The sequence below is a fragment of the Paenibacillus sp. FSL R7-0179 genome, from assembly GCF_038002265.1.
Taxonomy (GTDB): domain Bacteria; phylum Bacillota; class Bacilli; order Paenibacillales; family Paenibacillaceae; genus Paenibacillus_AQ.
This window is the reverse complement of record NZ_JBBOCC010000002.1, coordinates 2,086,095-2,105,299: the sequence shown is the minus strand read 5'-3', so window position 1 is coordinate 2,105,299 and position 19,205 is coordinate 2,086,095. Positions and strand designations below refer to the sequence as shown.

Annotated in this window: 21 protein-coding genes and 1 tRNA gene; 7 read left to right on the top strand and 15 right to left on the bottom strand. The window is 49.0% G+C overall.

The annotated features are described in order from the left end of the window. Positions 1 to 198: 198 nt before the first annotated feature. The 4 genes from MKX63_RS25485 to MKX63_RS25470 form a co-directional block, all read right to left on the bottom strand. A tRNA-Val gene (locus tag MKX63_RS25485) sits at positions 199 to 270 on the bottom strand. 99 nt (positions 271 to 369) lie between these two features. Beyond that, positions 370 to 1,224 carry an Rpn family recombination-promoting nuclease/putative transposase gene (locus MKX63_RS25480; RefSeq protein ID WP_341023276.1) on the bottom strand — a complete coding sequence of 285 codons (855 nt, stop codon included), beginning with the start codon at positions 1,222 to 1,224 and terminating at the stop codon, positions 370 to 372. 148 nt (positions 1,225 to 1,372) lie between these two features. After that, positions 1,373 to 1,915 (bottom strand): hypothetical protein, encoded by a 543-nt coding sequence (locus MKX63_RS25475; protein WP_341021081.1) that lies wholly within the window; start codon positions 1,913 to 1,915, stop codon positions 1,373 to 1,375. Positions 1,916 to 2,060: 145 nt separating this feature from the next. Continuing rightward, a complete protein-coding gene (locus tag MKX63_RS25470) occupies positions 2,061 to 2,633 on the bottom strand; it encodes a hypothetical protein (protein ID WP_341021079.1) in 573 nt (190 codons plus the stop codon). A gap of 276 nt (positions 2,634 to 2,909) precedes the next feature. Between MKX63_RS25470 and MKX63_RS25465 the strand changes: the two genes are divergently transcribed. Continuing rightward, positions 2,910 to 3,440 carry a GNAT family N-acetyltransferase gene (locus tag MKX63_RS25465; RefSeq protein WP_341021077.1) on the top strand — a complete coding sequence of 177 codons (531 nt, stop codon included), beginning with the start codon at positions 2,910 to 2,912 and terminating at the stop codon, positions 3,438 to 3,440. Positions 3,441 to 3,574: 134 nt separating this feature from the next. On the opposite strand, the gene MKX63_RS25460 is transcribed toward MKX63_RS25465, so the two are convergent. The 7 genes from MKX63_RS25460 to MKX63_RS25430 form a co-directional block, all read right to left on the bottom strand. Then, positions 3,575 to 3,970, bottom strand: a complete 396-nt coding sequence (locus MKX63_RS25460) for a LytTR family transcriptional regulator DNA-binding domain-containing protein (RefSeq protein ID WP_209877684.1) — start codon at positions 3,968 to 3,970, stop codon at positions 3,575 to 3,577. 17 nt (positions 3,971 to 3,987) lie between these two features. Further along, positions 3,988 to 4,131 carry a cyclic lactone autoinducer peptide gene (locus tag MKX63_RS25455; protein WP_341021074.1) on the bottom strand — a complete coding sequence of 48 codons (144 nt, stop codon included), beginning with the start codon at positions 4,129 to 4,131 and terminating at the stop codon, positions 3,988 to 3,990. Further along, positions 4,091 to 4,660: an accessory gene regulator ArgB-like protein gene (locus tag MKX63_RS25450; RefSeq protein WP_341021072.1), complete on the bottom strand. Its 570-nt coding sequence runs from the start codon at positions 4,658 to 4,660 to the stop codon at positions 4,091 to 4,093. The genes MKX63_RS25455 and MKX63_RS25450 overlap by 41 nt, the downstream gene beginning before the upstream one ends. Beyond that, positions 4,653 to 5,252 (bottom strand): hypothetical protein, encoded by a 600-nt coding sequence (locus MKX63_RS25445; RefSeq protein ID WP_341021070.1) that lies wholly within the window; start codon positions 5,250 to 5,252, stop codon positions 4,653 to 4,655. The genes MKX63_RS25450 and MKX63_RS25445 overlap by 8 nt, the downstream gene beginning before the upstream one ends. Before the next feature lie 207 nt (positions 5,253 to 5,459). Beyond that, positions 5,460 to 6,026 (bottom strand): hypothetical protein, encoded by a 567-nt coding sequence (locus MKX63_RS25440; RefSeq protein ID WP_341021067.1) that lies wholly within the window; start codon positions 6,024 to 6,026, stop codon positions 5,460 to 5,462. Positions 6,027 to 6,190: 164 nt separating this feature from the next. Beyond that, positions 6,191 to 6,862: a stalk domain-containing protein gene (locus tag MKX63_RS25435; protein WP_341021065.1), complete on the bottom strand. Its 672-nt coding sequence runs from the start codon at positions 6,860 to 6,862 to the stop codon at positions 6,191 to 6,193. Positions 6,863 to 6,945: 83 nt separating this feature from the next. After that, entirely contained in the window at positions 6,946 to 7,155 is a 210-nt protein-coding gene (locus MKX63_RS25430) for a hypothetical protein (protein WP_341023274.1), read from the bottom strand. Between the two features lie 338 nt (positions 7,156 to 7,493). Here MKX63_RS25430 and MKX63_RS25425 point away from each other — a divergent pair, with 338 nt between their 5' ends. From MKX63_RS25425 to MKX63_RS25415, 3 genes are all read left to right on the top strand, one after another. Beyond that, positions 7,494 to 8,315, top strand: coding sequence for a hypothetical protein (locus tag MKX63_RS25425; RefSeq protein WP_341021063.1), 822 nt, complete (start codon positions 7,494 to 7,496; stop codon positions 8,313 to 8,315). Positions 8,316 to 8,496: 181 nt separating this feature from the next. Beyond that, complete coding sequence (locus tag MKX63_RS25420; protein WP_341021060.1) at positions 8,497 to 9,555, top strand: LacI family DNA-binding transcriptional regulator; 1,059 nt, start codon at positions 8,497 to 8,499, stop codon at positions 9,553 to 9,555. A gap of 111 nt (positions 9,556 to 9,666) precedes the next feature. After that, entirely contained in the window at positions 9,667 to 12,102 is a 2,436-nt protein-coding gene (locus tag MKX63_RS25415) for a GH36-type glycosyl hydrolase domain-containing protein (protein WP_341021058.1), read from the top strand. A 168-nt stretch (positions 12,103 to 12,270) separates the two neighbouring features. On the opposite strand, the gene MKX63_RS25410 is transcribed toward MKX63_RS25415, so the two are convergent. Next, complete coding sequence (locus tag MKX63_RS25410; RefSeq protein WP_341021057.1) at positions 12,271 to 12,519, bottom strand: hypothetical protein; 249 nt, start codon at positions 12,517 to 12,519, stop codon at positions 12,271 to 12,273. Positions 12,520 to 12,608: 89 nt separating this feature from the next. On the opposite strand from MKX63_RS25410, the gene MKX63_RS25405 reads away from it, so the two are divergent. From MKX63_RS25405 to MKX63_RS25395, 3 genes are all read left to right on the top strand, one after another. Then, positions 12,609 to 13,190: a YitT family protein gene (locus MKX63_RS25405; protein WP_341021055.1), complete on the top strand. Its 582-nt coding sequence runs from the start codon at positions 12,609 to 12,611 to the stop codon at positions 13,188 to 13,190. Positions 13,191 to 13,340: 150 nt separating this feature from the next. After that, positions 13,341 to 14,108, top strand: a complete 768-nt coding sequence (locus MKX63_RS25400; RefSeq protein ID WP_340754133.1) for a threonine/serine exporter family protein — start codon at positions 13,341 to 13,343, stop codon at positions 14,106 to 14,108. 27 nt (positions 14,109 to 14,135) lie between these two features. Then, the gene (locus tag MKX63_RS25395; protein WP_341021054.1) at positions 14,136 to 14,573 is read left to right on the top strand and encodes a threonine/serine exporter family protein; all 438 of its coding nucleotides are present in this window, start codon (positions 14,136 to 14,138) and stop codon (positions 14,571 to 14,573) included. Between the two features lie 115 nt (positions 14,574 to 14,688). Here MKX63_RS25395 and MKX63_RS25390 read toward each other — a convergent pair whose 3' ends face one another. From MKX63_RS25390 to MKX63_RS25380, 3 genes are all read right to left on the bottom strand, one after another. Then, positions 14,689 to 16,719: a Na+/H+ antiporter gene (locus MKX63_RS25390; protein ID WP_341021053.1), complete on the bottom strand. Its 2,031-nt coding sequence runs from the start codon at positions 16,717 to 16,719 to the stop codon at positions 14,689 to 14,691. A 181-nt stretch (positions 16,720 to 16,900) separates the two neighbouring features. Next, a complete protein-coding gene (locus tag MKX63_RS25385) occupies positions 16,901 to 17,767 on the bottom strand; it encodes a VOC family protein (protein WP_341021052.1) in 867 nt (288 codons plus the stop codon). Between the two features lie 746 nt (positions 17,768 to 18,513). Then, on the bottom strand, positions 18,514 to 19,188 hold the full coding sequence (locus MKX63_RS25380; protein ID WP_341021050.1) for a DUF4085 family protein: 675 nt from the start codon (positions 19,186 to 19,188) through the stop codon (positions 18,514 to 18,516). Between the last annotated feature and the right edge of the window lie 17 nt (positions 19,189 to 19,205).

The following is a 19,205-nucleotide window of genomic DNA, read 5'->3' as shown; positions in this document are numbered from 1 at the left end:
GACAAGCGCTATTATTGTAATATACTACGGATGGGGTGTCGTGGGTTTTTGTCACTCTTTAAATATCCATAAAAAAAGAAACTATAACATTGCATTAGACACATAAAGTCATCTGCTGCCAAACGTCAATAGCTTCTCTGTTTGTTTTTCGTGTTTCTAAAAAGAAAGAAGGCCTTGAATATCAAGGCCTTCTGCATATAGGACGGATGGGGTTCGAACCCATGACCCCTACCCTGTCAAGATAGTGCTCTCCCGCTGAGCTACCGTCCTGCAACGAAATTTATAATAACACAGGACGTGAGGGAATGGCAAGCTATTTTTATATTTGCTTTTGCAGCATCGGTTACTTCATGGTCAGTGTCTACCCGTTTATGATTTCAAGATTAAAACTTCTTCCTCAGGGAGGCCTGAGGCTCTAACAATAATGGAGGTTTCTACTCCAAGTGCAAGAAGTTCACGCACCATTGCCTCTGCCTTTTTTCGTTCACCCTCTGCTCGTCCTTCAGCTCGCCCCTCAGCCCTAGCACCATTCATCCGCGACGCCTCATCCCGCAAATACTTCATCCGCGCTTCATACTCCATCCTTGTAGCGGCATCCTGACTCAGGAACTCCAGCGTATCCATTGCTTTTTTCAACATCGGTTCATTCATGGTCAGCACCTCCCAGTTTGGTTGTTCAACACCCTTCAGGAATAATAACCAGTTGATCAGACCACCAGTTAATGGGACGGCCTGCTCCTCGAGCTTTGTTAATTCCATTACATGAATTTCCAGATCGTTATTCAACTGAATCCCAGTGTGGTCTTCCCGAAGGTGAAACACATTATGATGACGGTCATTCGGCAGGCAGGAATAGTTCAGAATATTGATCGTCACACACTTCTTCAATTGGCTGTAATCGTCACCTTTTTGAATTTGGTGGTAATACATCTCGCTCCAGTAGAAAAGTGTCCGCTTCTCCATATTGTATGGATTGAACAGCTGCATTTCGATGTTAATCCGTTTGCCCTCTGCCGTCTTGGCCTTGATATCAAGGATTGACTGTTTCTCAGCTGGAGCATCCTTATCTGTGTACGGATTCATTAATATAATTTCTGTAAGCGGGGGTTCGCCGGCTTCCATGAAGGTACTATTGAGGAAGGCCAGCAGAACATCCTTGTTATTCTCACTGCCGAAGATTTTCTTGAAGATAAAGTCATTCCGTGCGTCGAGTAATTCCACGATTATCACTCCAATCATATACATTGATTATATCATGGCAGAACCACTCATTGTAAACGAAGCCAGCCTTTTGTGCCCCATATATTGCTATTCTGTCCCCTTAAATATCTATGAAACATGCAAGCCCATTTTTTATCTTCAGCCCTCCCATTTACCTGTAAGTTATCGCCATTCGCTTATCCACTAATGCAATGCCGTCTGCTACACCTTTACCGTTGAACAGACCTGAAATTACATATATTTTCGAATCATCTTCAGCCTTTGCTGCCCATTCTTTATCATGCAAGTAACGCTTGTTGATGGAATCGTAAGCATAATCCAGATTGCGCTCCATATCCATCAGATATTGATCGCCGTATATTTTTTTGAAGTCATCTTTGGACATGCCAATTTTAAAACCGCCAGTGGTTTCATACGTATCTTTCGATTCCTCTGACAGAGTAATACCTGCCACTTTATCCTCACGGTACATAACCCTTACACCAGAGCTGTACATGACGGAATTCGCAATACTCTTATCATCCCCTTCACCAAGTACCTCTTCCCCTTCCGCACGGCTCATTCCATACCCAACAATGGCTTTAGAATCGTTCACCTTTTGGACGGCTAAATCTTTGGTGGTTAACCCGTCTTTGGAATCCGCACAAGCTGTCAATATGAACAAGAACAACATTACCATTATCGTTTTTCTCATCATGCCCTCCCAGATGCTTTTTACCTAAACTTTACCATGTTAGGCGGAGTAAGAAACAAAAAAAAGACTGCATGAGCACATGCCCACACAGCCTCTATTAATGACAGTATGAATCTACAGCGATCAAGCTGCTCCCATGACTTCCTTAACTAAGCTTATATCTCTCAGTAATTACAGATGCACTTACCGTGAACCCTCTTTTTTGCATGGTCTTTGTCAAGGTCTTCTGAACACCGCCATCCGGATCACATACCAGGTATTTATCAAAACCGGAAGCGGAGGAGTCATGCCCGTCCACAATGACATAATGAGAGTTGGAACCTTCCTCAAGTCTCATCATGCAGATGTTCCCTTTTTCGGCTTCCACGGATACGTCCGCAATCGGAGTAATGCTTACAGTGATACTCTGACTTCCGATTTTTGCAGTGAATCCCTTTGCTGTGAAATCAGCAGCGTTGTCCGTTCCCTTTTTAGTTGCTTCCCAAACGGCGTAATACACATTGGATTTCGTTGCATTAGAGAGCCCGCCTTTATATAAAATAAACATGGCAAGATCACAAATAGGGCAACCAAATTTTTGAATAGTCCCTGTCGCTCCTGTTTTTCCACAATTCTTAAAAAAATTCGCATCTGTAAAAGCCGGAGTAGAGGTACCTGGATTGTAAATTGAAGTATCCCCCTGGTTGATCAGATGGGTAGATGATAGTTTATGCGGCATAAACTATACCTCCTAAAATATATTTGAGAGGATCGAAATCGCTATGCTACCTTCGTCCTCACAATACATAGGATATGTTGATAGATTAGGAGACGCCACCAAGCAAAGTACCCTTCTTTGTGAAGATTTGTTGAATCGATCCTGGATGGCTGTTAACTTTCTCTCTTGCTTTCTATATAATAGAGGCAGCTTACACTCGGAAAGGACTGAACTATGCGCAGATATCAATAGTTGTGCCTCACCAATACCATATAACTTCATGGAGGTAACACTTTGATGATTACTGAATTACGTACCGAGCGATTAGTATTAAGACAAATGAGTACCGCCGATTCAGCCAGTCTCTTCGCGATCTGGTCCGATCCTGAAGTCACCCGGTTCATGAATATCAGCAATTTCACGGATGAGTGTCAGGCCGTAGAGATGATTGAGCTGCTTGGTAAGTTAGCGGGCGAGAACCAAGCGATCCGCTATTCTATCATAGAAGCAGAATCCGGCCGGATTATCGGCTCATGCGGTTATAATATGCTGGACTATGATCATGCGAAGACAGAGATCGGTTATGACCTTAGCCGCGAGTTCTGGGGAAAAGGATATGTGTCTGAAGCCCTTCGCGCGCTAATAGATTATGCCTTTGATACACTGGGCTTCAATAGAATAGAAGCAAAGGCTCAGCCTGCTAATATCAATTCGATTAAGGTGCTGCAGAAATTAAACTTCTCGCTGGAAGGAACACTGAGACAGAGTGAGCGCTCCAACGGAACCTTCATTGATCTGTGTATGTATTCTAAATTAGCTGCAGATTAGGATAATCTAAACAAAGGCTGTCCCTAGGCGCTTGAGAATGAATAGCGCAGGGTCAGCCTTATTATATATACCACTTCCGATCTACTCTTCGCTTCTCAGTCTGGAAAAATCGCCAACCTCCCTAAAAAAATAAGCTACCACTGGGGCAGCTCCACTAATTGAATATCCGATGCGGATGTCTTTACGTATTTGAGAATTTCTTTATAGCCCTTCTCTGACAGAAAACACTTTTGCTCGACTCCTCTATGGTCTTCCCCAAAATAAGCAATATGAAAAGTCTTATCCAACTGGATAATATTAGAAACCTGAATTAACGTGTTTCTATCTGCTAGAACGAAATTATATCCTGAACTGGCCAGGGTATTAAGCCAATATTTCAGCGTACCTACTGTATAAAAGGTCTGATCGTACGTATGGACAATGATCCGATAGATAGTCCGTTCAAATTCCATAAAAGTTATTTTTTCAATATCGAGTGAGAATACACCAGTGTTTCCCTCTGTGTCTCTAGTAACAGATATCGTGCTCAAAGGGATCAACTCCAATGTTATTTAAGTAACTCTTCAGGAACCTCGGGTTGGTTAATGTAAAATACACTTGCTGTAACCAACACGATAAGGGCAGCGAAGGCAGACAAACCGGATGCAAGTTTATACACTACTGCGCGTCGTAGAGCCTGTAACCCCTTCATGCTCAGTTCTCACCCCCCTTCTAGCTATGAGCAGACTGACCGATTGAGCCAAAAAGCAGGCCGCAATCACCGGTGAACCTGCCACCACATTGGCTACCACAAGCATTACTGCTATGACTTTAAGCTTAGGCCAGTGCTGTCTGGGAATCCGGGTCTGGTGTTCAATTCCGATAGGGGCCAGCCAGAGTACAATTAATAGACTGATTCCATTCATAAGCAGAATCATTGTATCGCCTACTTCAATGAAGGACAAGAACGTGAATAAAGTCGCTGTAAACAAGACACAGGCCATTCCCGATTTCAGATGCACCCCGCCGGATACCTGACGCAATAGGGCAAAGGAGATCAGAATCAGAATTATCTCATTTGTCCTGCCCGTCAGAAGGGACACCACCAGTGTCAGCCCAATAATAAATAACGCATTAAGGATGACCGCAATAGCAAACTTCAGGATTGAAACATTTGCCGGATGCTCGGGAACTATACGTTTGATGCGCAGTGCAAGCTTGCCGGACATATGCTCAAGCATCTTCCAGCTCCTTCCGGTTGGAATAGTATAGAAGGAATACAGACATGATCAGAAAAATCAGCGCATTCAATAAAATATCATTGTAATAGAGCAGGAGAGATACTACGATTACAAATGCACAAATTAGTATGGACAGCAGGATATCCTCTATTTTGAAGCGGAGTTTATCCAGATCGAAGGTGAAGCCCTTGCCTTTGCGGTATAGATAGCCGAATACACCAAAGACAATAGCAGCCGTCGCAACCTGCAGGAAATACCCGTTGGCCTTACTGTCGATATCCGAAACGGAGCCAAAGACAATCCAAAGAATCAGCGTCTGAATCCCTGCAAAAATAGCAAATCCTGATATCGTTGCAATGATAGATAGAATCAGCGGCATCCTCACCACCGCAGCAAAAAAGAAGATGAAAATCAGAATTAAAACAAGTGGTGCAACATTCGACATGCCCAGTTCATTACGTAACAGATAGCTTTGCAGATTGTTAAGCAAGATGACAAATAAAGCCTGCCAGATGTACCATCTCCATTTGAATCTATAGAGAGACATAATCAGATAATAGAGCGCAAGCGTCTCTATTGTTGAGAAAAACATAAACCCTACAGGTTCCCAAGACAAACCATAACACCGCCTGACTAATTTTCGTTCACAGAATTAATTATATATCCCCGTCACACCTGGCGTATACTCTTTAATTACAAAATTCGACACTTTTTGTCCGATCACAAAAAAACATCCGTTGGCTGCTCTAAATCGAGCTCAACGGATGTTCCTCTGTGTAAAGCAGCTTGGCTGTACGTCTTATATTTCAGACCAAATTACGTTAAGCTCAACGGTTCCCTCCTTGGACGCAAGCGGACCGCCAATGATTGACCAGCTCTGCTTACCATCCTTGGTCTTCCCTTGAATGATCAGGTTCTTGGGATCAATAGTCTTCACAGACTGATCACCCAGCTTCGAAGCCAGATAATCATCATAGAGCTTTGTTACCGATTCCATACTGTCTGTTGTTCTAAAAACCAGCAATGCCGACTTCTTGCCCTCATTCTCCTCCGCATTCGAAAGGATGGTCTCTGTTACATTGTTAGGCATCGGGAAATCCTCCGGCAGGAATTTCGGCAGATCCGCAGATCCGGAAGCCGTCTCGTTGCTTCCGGCTGTTGGCTCAGGCGTCTGCTCCGGTTCATCCGTTGCTGCTGGGGTCTGCTCCGGCTCTGTTGAGGCCGCAGGGGTCTGCGCCGCTTCGGCTGCCGGTGTGGATTCCTGGGACGGATCGGCGGATGGCGCGTTCGCTGAATTGCTGCACGCACTCAGGACCAGAAGGGACAACGTCAAGGATAAGCCCATTATTAGTTTTTTTGTGGACATCTTCTCACTCCTCATGAATTCATTGAACTTTAACATCGCCAGTCAGATTCACCGGCTTACCGGATAATACCCATTTTCTTCTTCTTCCAAACAACAAATGTAGACAAAAAGAAGCCCGGAAACCAAGGCTCCCGGGAGAATCGAATAATATATAAGTTCAGAAATTATTTATAATACGATGTCGTTAGCGGGACGAAGACCGAGGTTCCCTTCTTCACGTCGCCAGTGATATACAAGCTGCTGACTCCGGCAATATCCACCTCGATGGTAGTAAGCCCGCTGGCCGGGTCAATGGTCTGCTTTTTCAGTACAGTGTTAGTGTCGGCGTCTTGAATCGAGAGGTCTTTGATCTCCCCGCCGATCGCGGCTATCTGTAGATAGAGCTTTTGATACTTTTTGTCCGGTTGCAGCATGAAGGAGCTGCCGCGGTCACTGCTGGCGTCATCGAAGAATACATCCTTGTAATCCTTATCTTTGTACACGGTCTTGCCCGGGTCTTTGGTATGATACATATTGTCAAAGCCCGTAGCAATCGGTACACCTGCCGTCTGCTCTCCCAAGGAAATAGTGTTAGTTGCAGCATCGAACTTAACAGTAACTCCCAGCAGATCGGATACGGAACGAACCGGCAGATAGGTTGTGTCCTTATAGGAAATTGGGGCAACCACCGCACCGCTGGCATTCTTAAGCTGTACAGGCTGGCCGTTCATCTTGAATTTGATGCTTGGATTCAGAAAAGCCTTGATCTCCTGCAGGTTGGCTCCGGCATACACGCCCGTGCCCATTCCTCCAAGTACGGCAAATGCAGTCAGTGCAGCAGTCATCTTCTTCTTCATTCGCTCAAACTCCTCTCCAGATATGACAAATTTGAAAATTCCATATTTGGAGTATAATAAATCCTGCCATCAGATGCAATCATTCAGAAATCATCTCTCCGGTGAGCCGCCTCATAACGCTCACGGATCTCCAGATTTTTGGAGTGGTTGTACAGGTCCAGTGCAATTATTCCCCTACGGGCAAGCTTCACCACCAGCACAAATAGATAAATCCCCATCCCCAGACAAAATAACCAGAGCAAAAGAGCAAAAATACTGAATCCTCCGGCAAGCAAGGACCCAAAACCTGTCATATACACAGTTTATATCCCCCTAATTCATCATGATATAAGTCGATAACCTAATCCTATCTAGTTTGGCATGTTTGTGTCAGGAATGCAAAGTTCTATTAAATTTCACTGTAGAAATAATCCAATTTTGATATACTGGCTAAGTATGATTAAACATTTGGGGGAAATTACTGATGTACGGAAAATTATCCAAAATGACTTTAGCTTTTGCTCTTTTAGCTTCACCGGTGATATTAAGCGGATGTGGCGGGTCCGCTGAGGTTACGCAAGCTGTAACCACGACTCCTTCTGCTGCTCCGACTGCTTCTCCTACTCCAGCGCCGGAGCTGAAGAACTTCTCTGTGAAGGATAAGACGCAGGAATACCTGGAGAACTTCGGCACCAGTGCTTGGAATGATGAGTCTTCCAAAGAAATTGCCGAGAACATCCGGATTAAGGCCAGAGAGGATAAAGAGAATACCTTCACTTATCTGGAGATTGCTGACTCTATTGAGAAAAATGATGTGCAAAATGTAAAGAAACTTTTCACGAAAATTGGTGGAGTTCTGCCTGCTTCCGTTGCCGCCCGCTATCCAGATCCCACTCCTACACCCGATGAAACGGCTGCACCCGCTACGCCAGCGCCAGCAAAAGACGAATCCATCCATCTCAAAGGAAAAAAAGACCAGGCCACAGAGTTCTTCCATCTTAACAGCGGGATCGCTATATTGGAGGCAACAGATAACGGAGATTCTAATTTTGTAATCTATTTGTACGATGAAACAGGAGATTACAAAAAATTGATTGTGAACGAAATTGGACCTTACAAAGGAAAGTCTTTAGTCGTGCTACCCGAAGAAGGAAAATTTATGCTGAAGGTTGAGTCGGATGGCTCTTGGAAGGTGGACATCAAGCAGAGCATCCCTGACAACATTAAGAGCGCACCGATCAAGTTATCCGGTAAGGGTAACGATGTTGTATTTGCAAAACTGCAAAGCAAGCTGACCCGGTTCACCTCCAAGCATACAGGAGAATCCAATTTTGCCGTCAAGTTGAATGATAGCCTCTTGCTGGTGAATGAAATCGGTAACTACTCCGGCTCCACAGCCGAAAAAATCGAATCTGACGGGATTTATGTCTTTTCAGTGGAAGCGGACGGACAATGGAGCATTGATATCGAATAAGCTTCGCACCGAATTGAAACGATTGCTGATCCGTAATGGACCGGCAATCGTTTTTGCTTTATAAGCCTGTGTCATGAAGTAACATCAAGTCTAAAATATATCCGCACAAATGATTGACCTCCGAGCCGGATTATTCTACAATAAGCTCATAAACGCGCGTTTACAATAGAGGGGGTACAATATGCGAAGCGAAGATATTGCCAAGCTAGCCGGGGTTTCGCGAAGCACCGTATCCCGTGTGATCAACAATTATTCCAATGTCCCTGAAGAGACCCGGGCCAAGGTGCTGAAGGTAATTGAACAGCACCAGTATGAGCCGAACAGCTTTGCCCGGGCTCTGGCCGGCAAGAAGACCGACACGATCGGGCTGTTTGCCATCAGTATGAACGAGAAGGAGAATACGACGCGGATTTATCAGAATAATTATTTTGCCCCGTTCGTCGATGCTGTGGTAGATACGTCGAATGCCCGCGGCTGTTATGTTCTGATTCACACCGTCTATTCTCCCGACGACTTCCTGAAGGTCAAGCAGGCCTTCCTCCAGAAACGGATTGACGGAGGCATCATTGTCGGCACCCAGAAGGATATCGAGATTGTACGGGAGATGGTGGGTCTCGGCTCCCCGCTTGTGCTGATCGATTATGACATTTCGGAGATTATGTCAGAGCATCTGGACCGCAATCATCTCGCCATTGTGAATTCCAAGGATTATGAAGGCACGGTAGAAGCCATTGAGTACTTAATCGGTCTCGGCCATACGGAGATCGGCATGATCTGCGGACGGATGAATACTTATTCCGGGCGGGAGCGCTATATGGCTTACGAGAATACGCTGAAGCGCCATGGACTTGCCCTGCAGCAGGACTTCGTCCTTCAGGGTGATTTTCTCAAGGAGACCGCATATCAGGAAGTGAAGAAGCTGCTCCATTCCGGCGGCCCGCTGCCCACCGCCTTCTTCTCCTCCAACGATGATATGGCGATCTCGGCGATGGAAGCGTTCTCGGAGCATGGCATTTCCGTGCCGGAGGATATCTCCATTGCGGGGTTCGACGATGTGCAGCTTGCTGCCCGGATTCATCCCAAGCTGACCTCCGTCCGTCTGCCGATTTATGAAATGTCCAAAGCCGCTGTCGAGAAGGTCATTGAGCTATGTGATTCGCAAGCGCCGACCTTTAGCACTATCAGTTTCCCGGCGCGTCTGATTACCCGCGATTCCTGTCAGCCGCCGAAGAAGTCGTAAAGTTTCACAGCATATTGCACTTATCCGGTTACAGAAAAATCCCTTGCTCCAAGGGAATTTTTTCTCCGCTTTGTAAACGCGCGTTCACAATCGAAAGGAGACTTGTCTCTCATGAAATTCGGAACTTTTGACGACACCCGCAAAGAGTATGTAATCAACACCCCCAAAACACCTTATCCATGGATTAACTACCTCGGCAACGAGCAGTTTTTCGGCCTCATCTCTAATACTGCCGGGGGCTATACCTTCTACCGCGATGCACGGATGAGAAGACTTACCCGTTACCGGTATAACAATATTCCGCTGGATACCGGCGGCCGCTATTATTACCTGTACGATGGCGGGGACTTCTGGACTCCGGGCTGGATGCCGGTGAAGCGGGATCTCGATTTCTACGAATGCCGCCATGGTCTTGGCTACACTTCTATTACAGGTGAGCGTAACGGCATTTCCGTGAACCAGCTTGCTTTTGTACCGATGGGCCACAATGCGGAAGTCCACCGTCTGGTCGTTAAGAATACAGGCGATGCAAAGAAGACTGTGAAGCTCTTCTCTTTTGCCGAGTTCTGTCTGTGGAATGCCAACGATGATATGACCAACTTCCAGCGTAACCTCAGCACCGGCGAAGTCGAAGTGAAGGATTCCGTTATTTATCACAAAACAGAATACCGCGAGCGCAGAAACCACTACGCCTTCTATTCTGTAAATAAGGAAATTGCCGGCTTCGATACCGACCGCGAATCGTTCGTGGGCATGTACAATGGACTGGATGCTCCGCAGGCAGTTGCTGCCGGTGAGGCTACTAACTCTGTTGCCAGCGGCTGGTCGCCAATCGGCTCCCACGCCCTTGACATCACGCTGGAGCCGGGCGAAGCCCAGAGCTTCATCTTCGTGCTCGGCTACATCGAGAACCCGGAGGATGAGAAATGGGAAGCCCTGAACGTAATCAACAAAAAGCCGGCCCAGGCTGTCATCGATCAGTTCGCTACAGATGCCCAAGTGGATGCTGCTCTGGAGGTTCTGGCTGCACACTGGGATAATCTGCTGTCCAAATACCAGATCAAGAGCGGTGACGACAAGCTGAACCGGATGGTGAACATCTGGAATCCGTACCAGTGTATGGTAACCTTCAACATGTCCCGTTCCGCTTCGTACTTCGAATCCGGGATTGGCCGCGGTATGGGCTTCCGCGACTCCAATCAGGACTTGCTCGGCTTCGTCCACCAGATTCCTGAGCGCGCCAGAGAACGGATTCTCGATATCGCCGCTACCCAGTTCCCTGACGGCAGCGCGTATCACCAGTACCAGCCGCTGACCAAGAAGGGCAACAATGAAGTCGGCTCCGGCTTCAACGATGATCCGCTCTGGCTGATCTCGGGTACAGCAGCCTATATTAAAGAGACCGGCGATTATTCGATTCTTGATGAGCAGGTTCCTTTTGACAGCAATCCCGATCACACCGCTACTCTGTTTGAGCATCTGAAGCTAAGCTTCGAGCATGTCACGAACAACCTCGGGCCTCACGGCCTGCCGCTGATCGGACGCGCAGACTGGAATGACTGCCTGAACCTGAACTGCTTCTCCACCGAGCCGGGCGAATCGTTCCAGACTACAGAGAATATTGCAGGCGGTGTAGCCGAATCCGTGTTCATTGCAGGTCTATTCGTCTTCGTAGGACCGGACTATGCCGAGCTCTGCCGGATGCGCGGTCTGGATGATGTAGCCGCTGACGCTGTTGCCAAGATCGAGAACATGAGTGCCATCACCCTGTCCCACGGCTTCGACGGCGACTGGTTCCTGCGTGCTTATGACCACTATGGCGACAAAATCGGCAGCAAGGAGAACGAAGAAGGCCAGATCTTCATTGAGCCGCAAGGCATGTGCGTTATGGCCGGAATCGGTGTAGAGAACGGGGAAGCAGCCCGCGCCCTGACTTCCGTGCAGGAACGTCTGGATACGGACTATGGTATCGTTTTGCAGCAGCCTCCGTATTCCAAGTATTATCTGAACCTGGGTGAAATCTCCACGTACCCTCCGGGCTACAAAGAGAATGCCGGGATCTTCTGTCATAACAACCCGTGGATCATGATTGCGGAGACGGTCCTTGGACATGGCGACAGAGCTTTTGACATCTACCGCAAAATCGCTCCGGCCTACCTGGAGGACATCAGCGAAGTGCATCGGATGGAGCCTTACGTGTACTCCCAGATGATTGCCGGTAAAGATGCCGTACGTCACGGGGAAGCAAAAAACTCCTGGCTCACAGGTACAGCCGCATGGAACTATGTTGCGATCACGCAATCTATCCTGGGGATTCAGGCAGACTTCGCCGGGCTCAAGGTTGACCCTTGTATCCCTGCGGAGTGGGACGGCTTCGAGATTACCCGCGTATTCCGTGGTGATACTTATGTGATCTCGATCCAGAATCCGAACCATGTGTCCAAAGGCGTAGCCAGCCTGACCCTCGACGGCGCTGCCGTGGAAGGCAACATTATCGCTCCTGTGGGCGACGGTGCTGTTCACCAGGTTGTAGTCACGCTCGGCTAATTATCTATTACTCCTACAAGTGGAAACGGCTTTGCCGTCCTTTTAAAGGACGGTACCGTTTCAGCGAGAAATAGAAGAATAAGTTATCGTGTGAAACATATAACTTTTTATATTTTAAAAGCATAACAACCCGGTTGTCCGCCAAGGCGGTACAGCCGGGTTGTTTGTTCATGGACAGGCGGAACCCGGAGCATGGACACGGAACTGATGCAGCTCACGGCAGTAGGATAACCCGCGAATCCTCACGGATTGCGGCGTGTAGGCTCTGATCGGGCCCGCCTCCAGCTGCTCCTCCGTCCCGCTCTTCAGCAACACTGCCACCGGTACCTCCGATAGCGCAGCAGCCAGCAGCTCCATATCGGTCTCCAGTATTTTATAGAAATACCCCATTTCAGACTTCACCTGCTTTATTGTCAAATGATTCGGGCAGCGCAGAGATTTTAGCTATTTTTTTCCAGATGGGTGCATAAAGATTAAGACATGCCTTAATTCCGGAGATGTTGACTATGCGATCCTTCCCAAGCTATGTGATTATTCTGCTGGCCAGCCTGCTGATTGCAACAGGAACGAATTTCTTCCTGGTCCCCTATAAAATCCTCGATGGAGGAATTATCGGCATTGCCCTCATTATTAATTATATCTCCGGCGCCAAAATCGGACTGTGCATTATGCTATGCAGTCTGCCTATCTTCCTGCTGGCCTGGTTCAGGCAACGGGAAATCTTTTACAACAGTATCCTGGGTCTGCTGGCTTCCTCCCTGCTGATCGAGCTGCTTTTTCCGCTCCAGTATTATTTCCTGTACTATATTGAGCTGGGCTCCATTTCAAGCGCCATTATCGGCGGCTTCCTAATGGGCACGGGACTAGGGCTGATGCTGCGCTTCAAAGCCAGTACAGGCGGAACCGACCTCCTCGCCAGATTCATCCAACGCTATCTTCCGCTGAATGTCGGCCTGATTATCTTCCTGACGGACTTCCTGATTATCGGTGCAGGCGGTATTCTGATCTCTAAGGAGACCTTTTTCCATTCGATTCTGACGATTATTGCAGGAGGGGTGGCTACAGGATTATGCACATTGGAAGAATAGACGGTATACATAATCCCGCCTGGAGCATGATTTCTGCACTATTTCTGATAAAATCCCGGGATTTGCCGGATGCTATGGAATAAAGGTTGAAATTTTCAGACTTTCAGGCGACAATCGAATAGATAACATTCCCGGGGAGGATTAACGAAGTTGGATAGTACAAGCACTAATAGCAACACTTCCACACATGACATTATCGATCTGTGCCTGCTGGCAGGCAAGATCATGCTGCAGAGCGGTGCAGAGACCTACCGTGTGGAGGATACCATGAGCCGGATGGCGGCGGCACTCGGCTTCCCCGGAGCGCATAGCTACGTCACGCCGACAGTCATTATGTTCACCACCAGCCGGACCGAGCCGGTGAAGCTGTTCCGGATCGCCGAACGGACAACAGACCTGCAAAAGGTATCCGAGGTGAATGACATCTCCCGGCGGCTGACCGAACGTCAGCTCACAGCGGCTGAAGCCCGCGAACGCCTTGGCGTGGTCGATGACGCAGCCCATGCCTACCCGGTATGGGTACAGATCGCAGCGGCAGCCTTGACGGGAGCCTGCTTCACGGTTATGTTCAAGGGCAGCCTGCAGGATGCTCTGCCGTCGCTGCTGATCTCCGGTACAGGCTTCGCAGCAGCCACTTATCTACACCGTCTGGTACAGATCCGCTTCTTCGCGGAATTCATTGCTTCCTTCATTATCGGCCTGCTGGCCTTCTTCTCCGTGAAGCTCGGCGTGGGACGGGAGATGGACAAGATTATTATTGGCTGTGTAATGCCGCTGGTACCAGGGCTGCTCATCACCAATGCGGTCCGTGACCTGATGGCCGGGCATCTGGTATCCGGCATCTCCAAAGGAGCCGACGCCTTTCTGACTGCGTTCGCCATCGGGACCGGCATCGGGCTGGTCCTGTCGATTTTTTAACACCCACTTGAAAGAGGTCTTCCTGCCATGATTTTGCAATTGATCACCAGCTTTATCGCTGCCTCAACCTTCTGCATTCTATTCAATGCACCGGTGCGCGCGCTGCTGCAATGCGGCTTCGCCGGAATGATCGGCTGGATGCTGTACCTGCTGCTGGATTCCAGCTCCGATACTGTCGTCGCAACCTTTGGTGCTACCGTTGTGGTTGGACTGATCAGCCAGTTTTTTGCGCGTTCCTTCAAGATGCCGGTCATTATCTTCAGTGTCGGCGGCATCATCCCGCTTGTGCCGGGCGGTCTTGCGTATGATGCCATGCGCAGATTCGTGGAGAATGATAATAACCTCGGCATCCAGTATGGGGTTCAGGCGCTCCTGCTGTCCGGAGCCATTGCTACCGGGCTGGTGCTGAGCGAGGTGCTGGGCCAAGTCTTTATGCGCCTCAGGAAATTGCCCAAACAACCGTAACGCTTCATTCCGCAGATAGCAGCCTGAGCCTTCAGGCAGCACAGACAAGCCCGCTTGCAGCAAGGACTCCGGGTCCCTGCGCAAGCGGGCTTTGTACAAATATAAGAATCTGAACTTAATCCTCCCAGATTGAGGTTTCGAGCTGATCGACGAACCGCCGCAGCCTGCCGGCAATCTTAAGATTAATCGCCCCGTTCTGGTACATCTCCTGCACGGTATTCCGCTGCTCCTGAATCGCCTGCAGCTTCAGCTCCAGCTTGTCATCGTCCAGTACACCGTCATTACTCCAGCCTTCGCCCTGCACCAGCTTGGATTCCAGCCGTTCGTACTTGTCGATGACCTTCTGTGAGGCTAGCCGGTTCTCGTCACTTATTCCTGCACTAACGGCGGATACTGCCGCCTTGCACATCGCAATCTTCGCCGTCCGCGCACTTTCGGCATTCTGCAGAGCGAGCTGTCCACCTTCCCCGCCGAGCTTACCTGAGAACAGACCAGAGAACAGCCTCTGAATTTCTGTCAAAGAGAATTTAATCTGCGTATTCAGCCGTTTGCACAGCAGAGACTCCGTATGGTCCAGCAGCTCCTCCATCTTCAAGGCAACAGGCTCCGGCAATGCCCCGTTCTCCATAATCCGCCGCAGCTCTGTGCGTTCGGCTTCGAGTGCACTCTTGCGTGCCTCGACTCCAAGACGAAGGAACTGCTCATGGGCCGGGTCACGATCCGGTCTTGCAGCACACAATCTGTCAACCTTATCGGTGAATTCCAGCAGCACAGGCTGTGTTGAGCGTTCCGGGCTCTCGGAGACCAGGCTGCGCAGCATCGACATCCCGGCGTCAATGACCACATTTCTGGCCGTCAGCTCCGCATTCCCGTGTACAACTCCCGCGTTCTGAACTACCGTCTCTTCACTGTCCGCAAGCAGCGGAAGGAAGATGCTGGCGATGACCAGTGACATCAGAATCACACCTGCCGCCAGCGCAATAATGAGATCCCGCTCTGGAAAAGGTGTCACCCCGTCCCCGAGCACCAGCGGAATCGAGAAGGCACCCGCAAGGGTAACAGCTCCCCGCACCCCAGAGATTGATGTAATAATCTGCGACTTCAGCGGAGCCTTCTCTGCCTTCAACCGCTTGCTCTCCCACAAGGAGTAACCATAGACCCACAGAAACCGCAGCACAATCAGCAGCGCCGTGATCGCCAGAACATAGCCGGCAACCATGAAGTTATTCAGCGTGTGATCCTGATAAATAACCTTGATCACATCCGGAACAGACACGCCGAGAATCAGGAAGACCAGCCCGTTCAGCACCAGCAGCAGCACTGACCAGGTACTGGCGGATACCAGCTGAAGTTTATATTGCGGGGAAACTGCCCGGTCCTTCTCGATGGCGTACATGACACCCCCTGCCACCACGGCCAGGATACCCGAGACTCCGATCTCCTCGCTGATCAGATAAATAATGAACGGGGTAAGGATCTGCAGCAGGACATGAATGGTCACATCCTCCATGCCGAACCTGCGGATGAACACGCTGAGCCGGATCAGCAGGAACGACAGCACTGCACCAAGCAGCAGTCCTCCTGCGGCAATCAGCACAAAGCTGAGCGAGGCCTTAGGCAGAGAGAACACGCCGGTAACCATGGCTGCAATCGCAAATTTAAAGGCAACCAGGCCGGAGGCATCGTTCATCAGCGATTCTCCCTCGAGAATCCGGTGGATACTTTTGGGAAGATGAACCCGTCCAGCCAGCGCACTCACCGCTACCGCATCGGTAGGAGACAGAATAGCCGCCAGTGCGAAGGAGGCTGCCAGCGGAATCGAGGGAATCATCCAGTTAATCGCATAGCCCGCCACAAATACCGTGACAAACACAAGTCCAAGCGCCAGCAGCAGGATGGGTGCCCTAAGATTCCACAGCTCACCGCGCGGTGTCCGCCGCCCGTCATTGAAGAGCAGCGGAGCGATGAATAATACAAAAAACAGCTCAGGCTCGAAGTGCATATGTATTCCTGTCGGAATGAGTGCAGCAATGATTCCAAGTCCTATCTGAATCAGGGGGACCGGGACAAACGGAATGAAGCGGTTCAAGATATTTGATACAGCAATTAATCCAAGCATCAGCAGCACAGCCAGAAAAGTCTCCAAGTCCATCATCTCCCCGTCTGATAATCAATTATAATATTGCAGTGATCCGGCTAACGTCAACAAACGGAAGGCACCACGGAAATTAAAATTCTCCGTCCGTACCTTCCGTTACCTTAACATTCACGGCTTCCGCCGCTGGTCTAGCCATAAATATTGACGCGATGCTGCCCGCCTTGTTATTTTATCTTTTCACTAGCAGCTGTATGCCTATATTCCACGGGTCCCTTAGAGTGACGATACCGCCTTCTTCTTCCACACGGTACCCGGCACGCTTCACACGATCAGCGACTTCATGCACAGCCTCAATGTCCGGGAGCAGCAGAGTAAAATAATCGATGCCCGCCGCATTCGCCGGAGCCGCCGGAGCACCCTTGCCAGCCCAAGTATTCAGCCCCATATGATGATGATAGCCTCCAGCCGAAATGAACATGGCTGCATCTCCGTAATGGGCGGTCACCGTGAATCCAAGCGCATCCACGTAGAATTTCTTGGCCTCTGCCAGATCGCCGACATGGAAGTGAACATGCCCCATTACAGTGCCGGCCGGCAGCCCGGTCCAGCTCAGTCCTTCCGAGTCAGCCAGCAGACCGTCCACATCCACCGGATCTGTAGTCATGACCACATTGCCTGTTGCCTCATACTTCCAGGTGTCACGGGGACGGTCGCGGTACAGCTCGATTCCGTTGTGATCAGGGTCTTCAATGTATAGGGCTTCGCTGACCAGATGATCCCCCTGGCCCACCGATATCCCGGAGTCAATCAGATTGCGCAGCACCAGTCCCAGAGAAGGCCGGTTCGGCAGCAGAATTGCAAAATGGTACAGTCCGGCCACCGAGTTCCGGCGCAGCACCTGAGCCTGTTCAATCTCCCGCAGCACCAGCAGCACCTGCTGGCCGTCCGCCGTCAGCTCTGCGCTGCGCCCTTGCTGCCGCAGGATCTTCAGTCCGATCACATTCTGGTAAAAGCTGAGCGAGCGCTCCAAATTACTTACCCGAATCTGTACAAGTCCAATTTCCAGTGCTTGCGGTAAAATAGCTGTTGCTGTCATAAGAATCCCTCCTGAAATGAATATATGCTAAAGGTTTGAACTCAAAGCTTGGTCGTCACTGCGGTGAACATTTGGACTTCCGGCCGCTGTTGTCCCCAGATTTCTTGATTTTAACCGCTCTTCGCGGTAGAAATCCGGTGACAAAGGCGGTCGCTATCGCTCCTACAGTTCCAAATTTCCCCTCCGCTTCTTTTTGCTTTTCGTTTATTTCTTTAGTACTTCTTAAATCATTAAAATTATGTCTCCGGTGCCAAACCACGCATAATAAGGATTAGTGTTAACTGTTCCTATCCTGTCCATGCAAAGGTAATTTCGATTTCCATTACATACTAACTTACTTAAGTATAGTTGCGATCTATATGTTTGTCAATTACTTTTGCAAAATGTATCTTGTCCAATAACAAATTTATACTATCGGATAAATAAGATTACCTTTGCGCTAACACAACGTATGCTGTTTTTCACATACATTCAGGCCGGGTGCTCGCTTGCGATCACAATGTATGCTGTTTTTCACATACATTCGGGCCAGGTGCCTGCTTGCGATCACAATGTATGCTGTTTTTCACATACATTTAGGCCGGGTGCCTGCTTGCGAACATAATGTATGCTGTTTTCCACATACATTCGGGCCACATTCCGCTGTACAAACCAATTCGGTTTAAAGCATATCCACACAGCAAAAGGAAACTATAGTTTCCTAATATAATAAAAAAGCCCAGCCAACAGGCCAGACTTCGAAGCAGTCATTCCATATACTTAGGTTCCCCAAGGATCTCTATCGATACATCCTGCGCAGTAATTTTTAGTTCACTCGGTGGAGAATCCATCAGAACCCTTAGCTCGAACCCCTGCTCCACGGCATAGATCTCGTCATACAGCCAATATTTCTTCTCAAGCGGCTCCGGCAAGCGCAGTCCGCTCACACTGCTGAACGTTAGCTTCACCTCACACTGGTAATGCATCGCCCCGCCGCAGTCCAGAATCATCTCCAGCACGTCTTCTGCAGGCATAGTATAAGAGATGACTCTGGCATCGTGCAGACTCTTCTCGACTAGCTGTACCGCGCCCTCCGGGAGTTCATGCTTAATCGATTCGTACCCTTTGCGGTATCCCCTGAAAAGCACCTGCATCCGTTCATCATATTCCCTGCCCCACTGCAAGGCCCGTTCCTTAAACTCAGGCGCAGGATGAGTGGAATTTATGGTTCCGTCATGTATCGAGGCGTGGAAGTACCCTGGAAGATATTTTAGGAGATCTTTTTTCATATACTCCAGATAATCCTTAGCCCGCTCCTCATAGCTGATCCCCTCCGCCACATGCCAGGCCACATCCTCCACCCAATCCTGCTCCGTCTCAGGGAAGACCATGAACCCGCGCACCTGCATTTCTTCATACCAGGGTATAGTGAAAAATTTCATCCTGCCGTTCCCTCCAC

What these genes read in the sequence shown, in the direction of transcription:
- MKX63_RS25475 (WP_341021081.1), bottom strand. Translation starts at nt 1,915, where the DNA reads ATGAGAAAAACGATAATGGTAATGTTGTTCTTGTTCATATTGACAGCT.
- MKX63_RS25465 (WP_341021077.1), top strand. Translation starts at nt 2,910, where the DNA reads ATGATTACTGAATTACGTACCGAGCGATTAGTATTAAGACAAATGAGT.
- MKX63_RS25380 (WP_341021050.1), bottom strand. Translation starts at nt 19,188, where the DNA reads ATGAAATTTTTCACTATACCCTGGTATGAAGAAATGCAGGTGCGCGGG.
- MKX63_RS25415 (WP_341021058.1), top strand. Translation starts at nt 9,667, where the DNA reads ATGAAATTCGGAACTTTTGACGACACCCGCAAAGAGTATGTAATCAAC.
- MKX63_RS25445 (WP_341021070.1), bottom strand. Translation starts at nt 5,252, where the DNA reads ATGTTTTTCTCAACAATAGAGACGCTTGCGCTCTATTATCTGATTATG.
- MKX63_RS25395 (WP_341021054.1), top strand. Translation starts at nt 14,136, where the DNA reads ATGATTTTGCAATTGATCACCAGCTTTATCGCTGCCTCAACCTTCTGC.
- MKX63_RS25440 (WP_341021067.1), bottom strand. Translation starts at nt 6,026, where the DNA reads ATGTCCACAAAAAAACTAATAATGGGCTTATCCTTGACGTTGTCCCTT.
- MKX63_RS25420 (WP_341021060.1), top strand. Translation starts at nt 8,497, where the DNA reads ATGCGAAGCGAAGATATTGCCAAGCTAGCCGGGGTTTCGCGAAGCACC.
- MKX63_RS25435 (WP_341021065.1), bottom strand. Translation starts at nt 6,862, where the DNA reads ATGAAGAAGAAGATGACTGCTGCACTGACTGCATTTGCCGTACTTGGA.
- MKX63_RS25430 (WP_341023274.1), bottom strand. Translation starts at nt 7,155, where the DNA reads ATGACAGGTTTTGGGTCCTTGCTTGCCGGAGGATTCAGTATTTTTGCT.
- MKX63_RS25470 (WP_341021079.1), bottom strand. Translation starts at nt 2,633, where the DNA reads ATGCCGCATAAACTATCATCTACCCATCTGATCAACCAGGGGGATACT.
- MKX63_RS25450 (WP_341021072.1), bottom strand. Translation starts at nt 4,660, where the DNA reads ATGCTTGAGCATATGTCCGGCAAGCTTGCACTGCGCATCAAACGTATA.
- MKX63_RS25455 (WP_341021074.1), bottom strand. Translation starts at nt 4,131, where the DNA reads ATGAAGGGGTTACAGGCTCTACGACGCGCAGTAGTGTATAAACTTGCA.
- MKX63_RS25405 (WP_341021055.1), top strand. Translation starts at nt 12,609, where the DNA reads ATGCGATCCTTCCCAAGCTATGTGATTATTCTGCTGGCCAGCCTGCTG.
- MKX63_RS25385 (WP_341021052.1), bottom strand. Translation starts at nt 17,767, where the DNA reads ATGACAGCAACAGCTATTTTACCGCAAGCACTGGAAATTGGACTTGTA.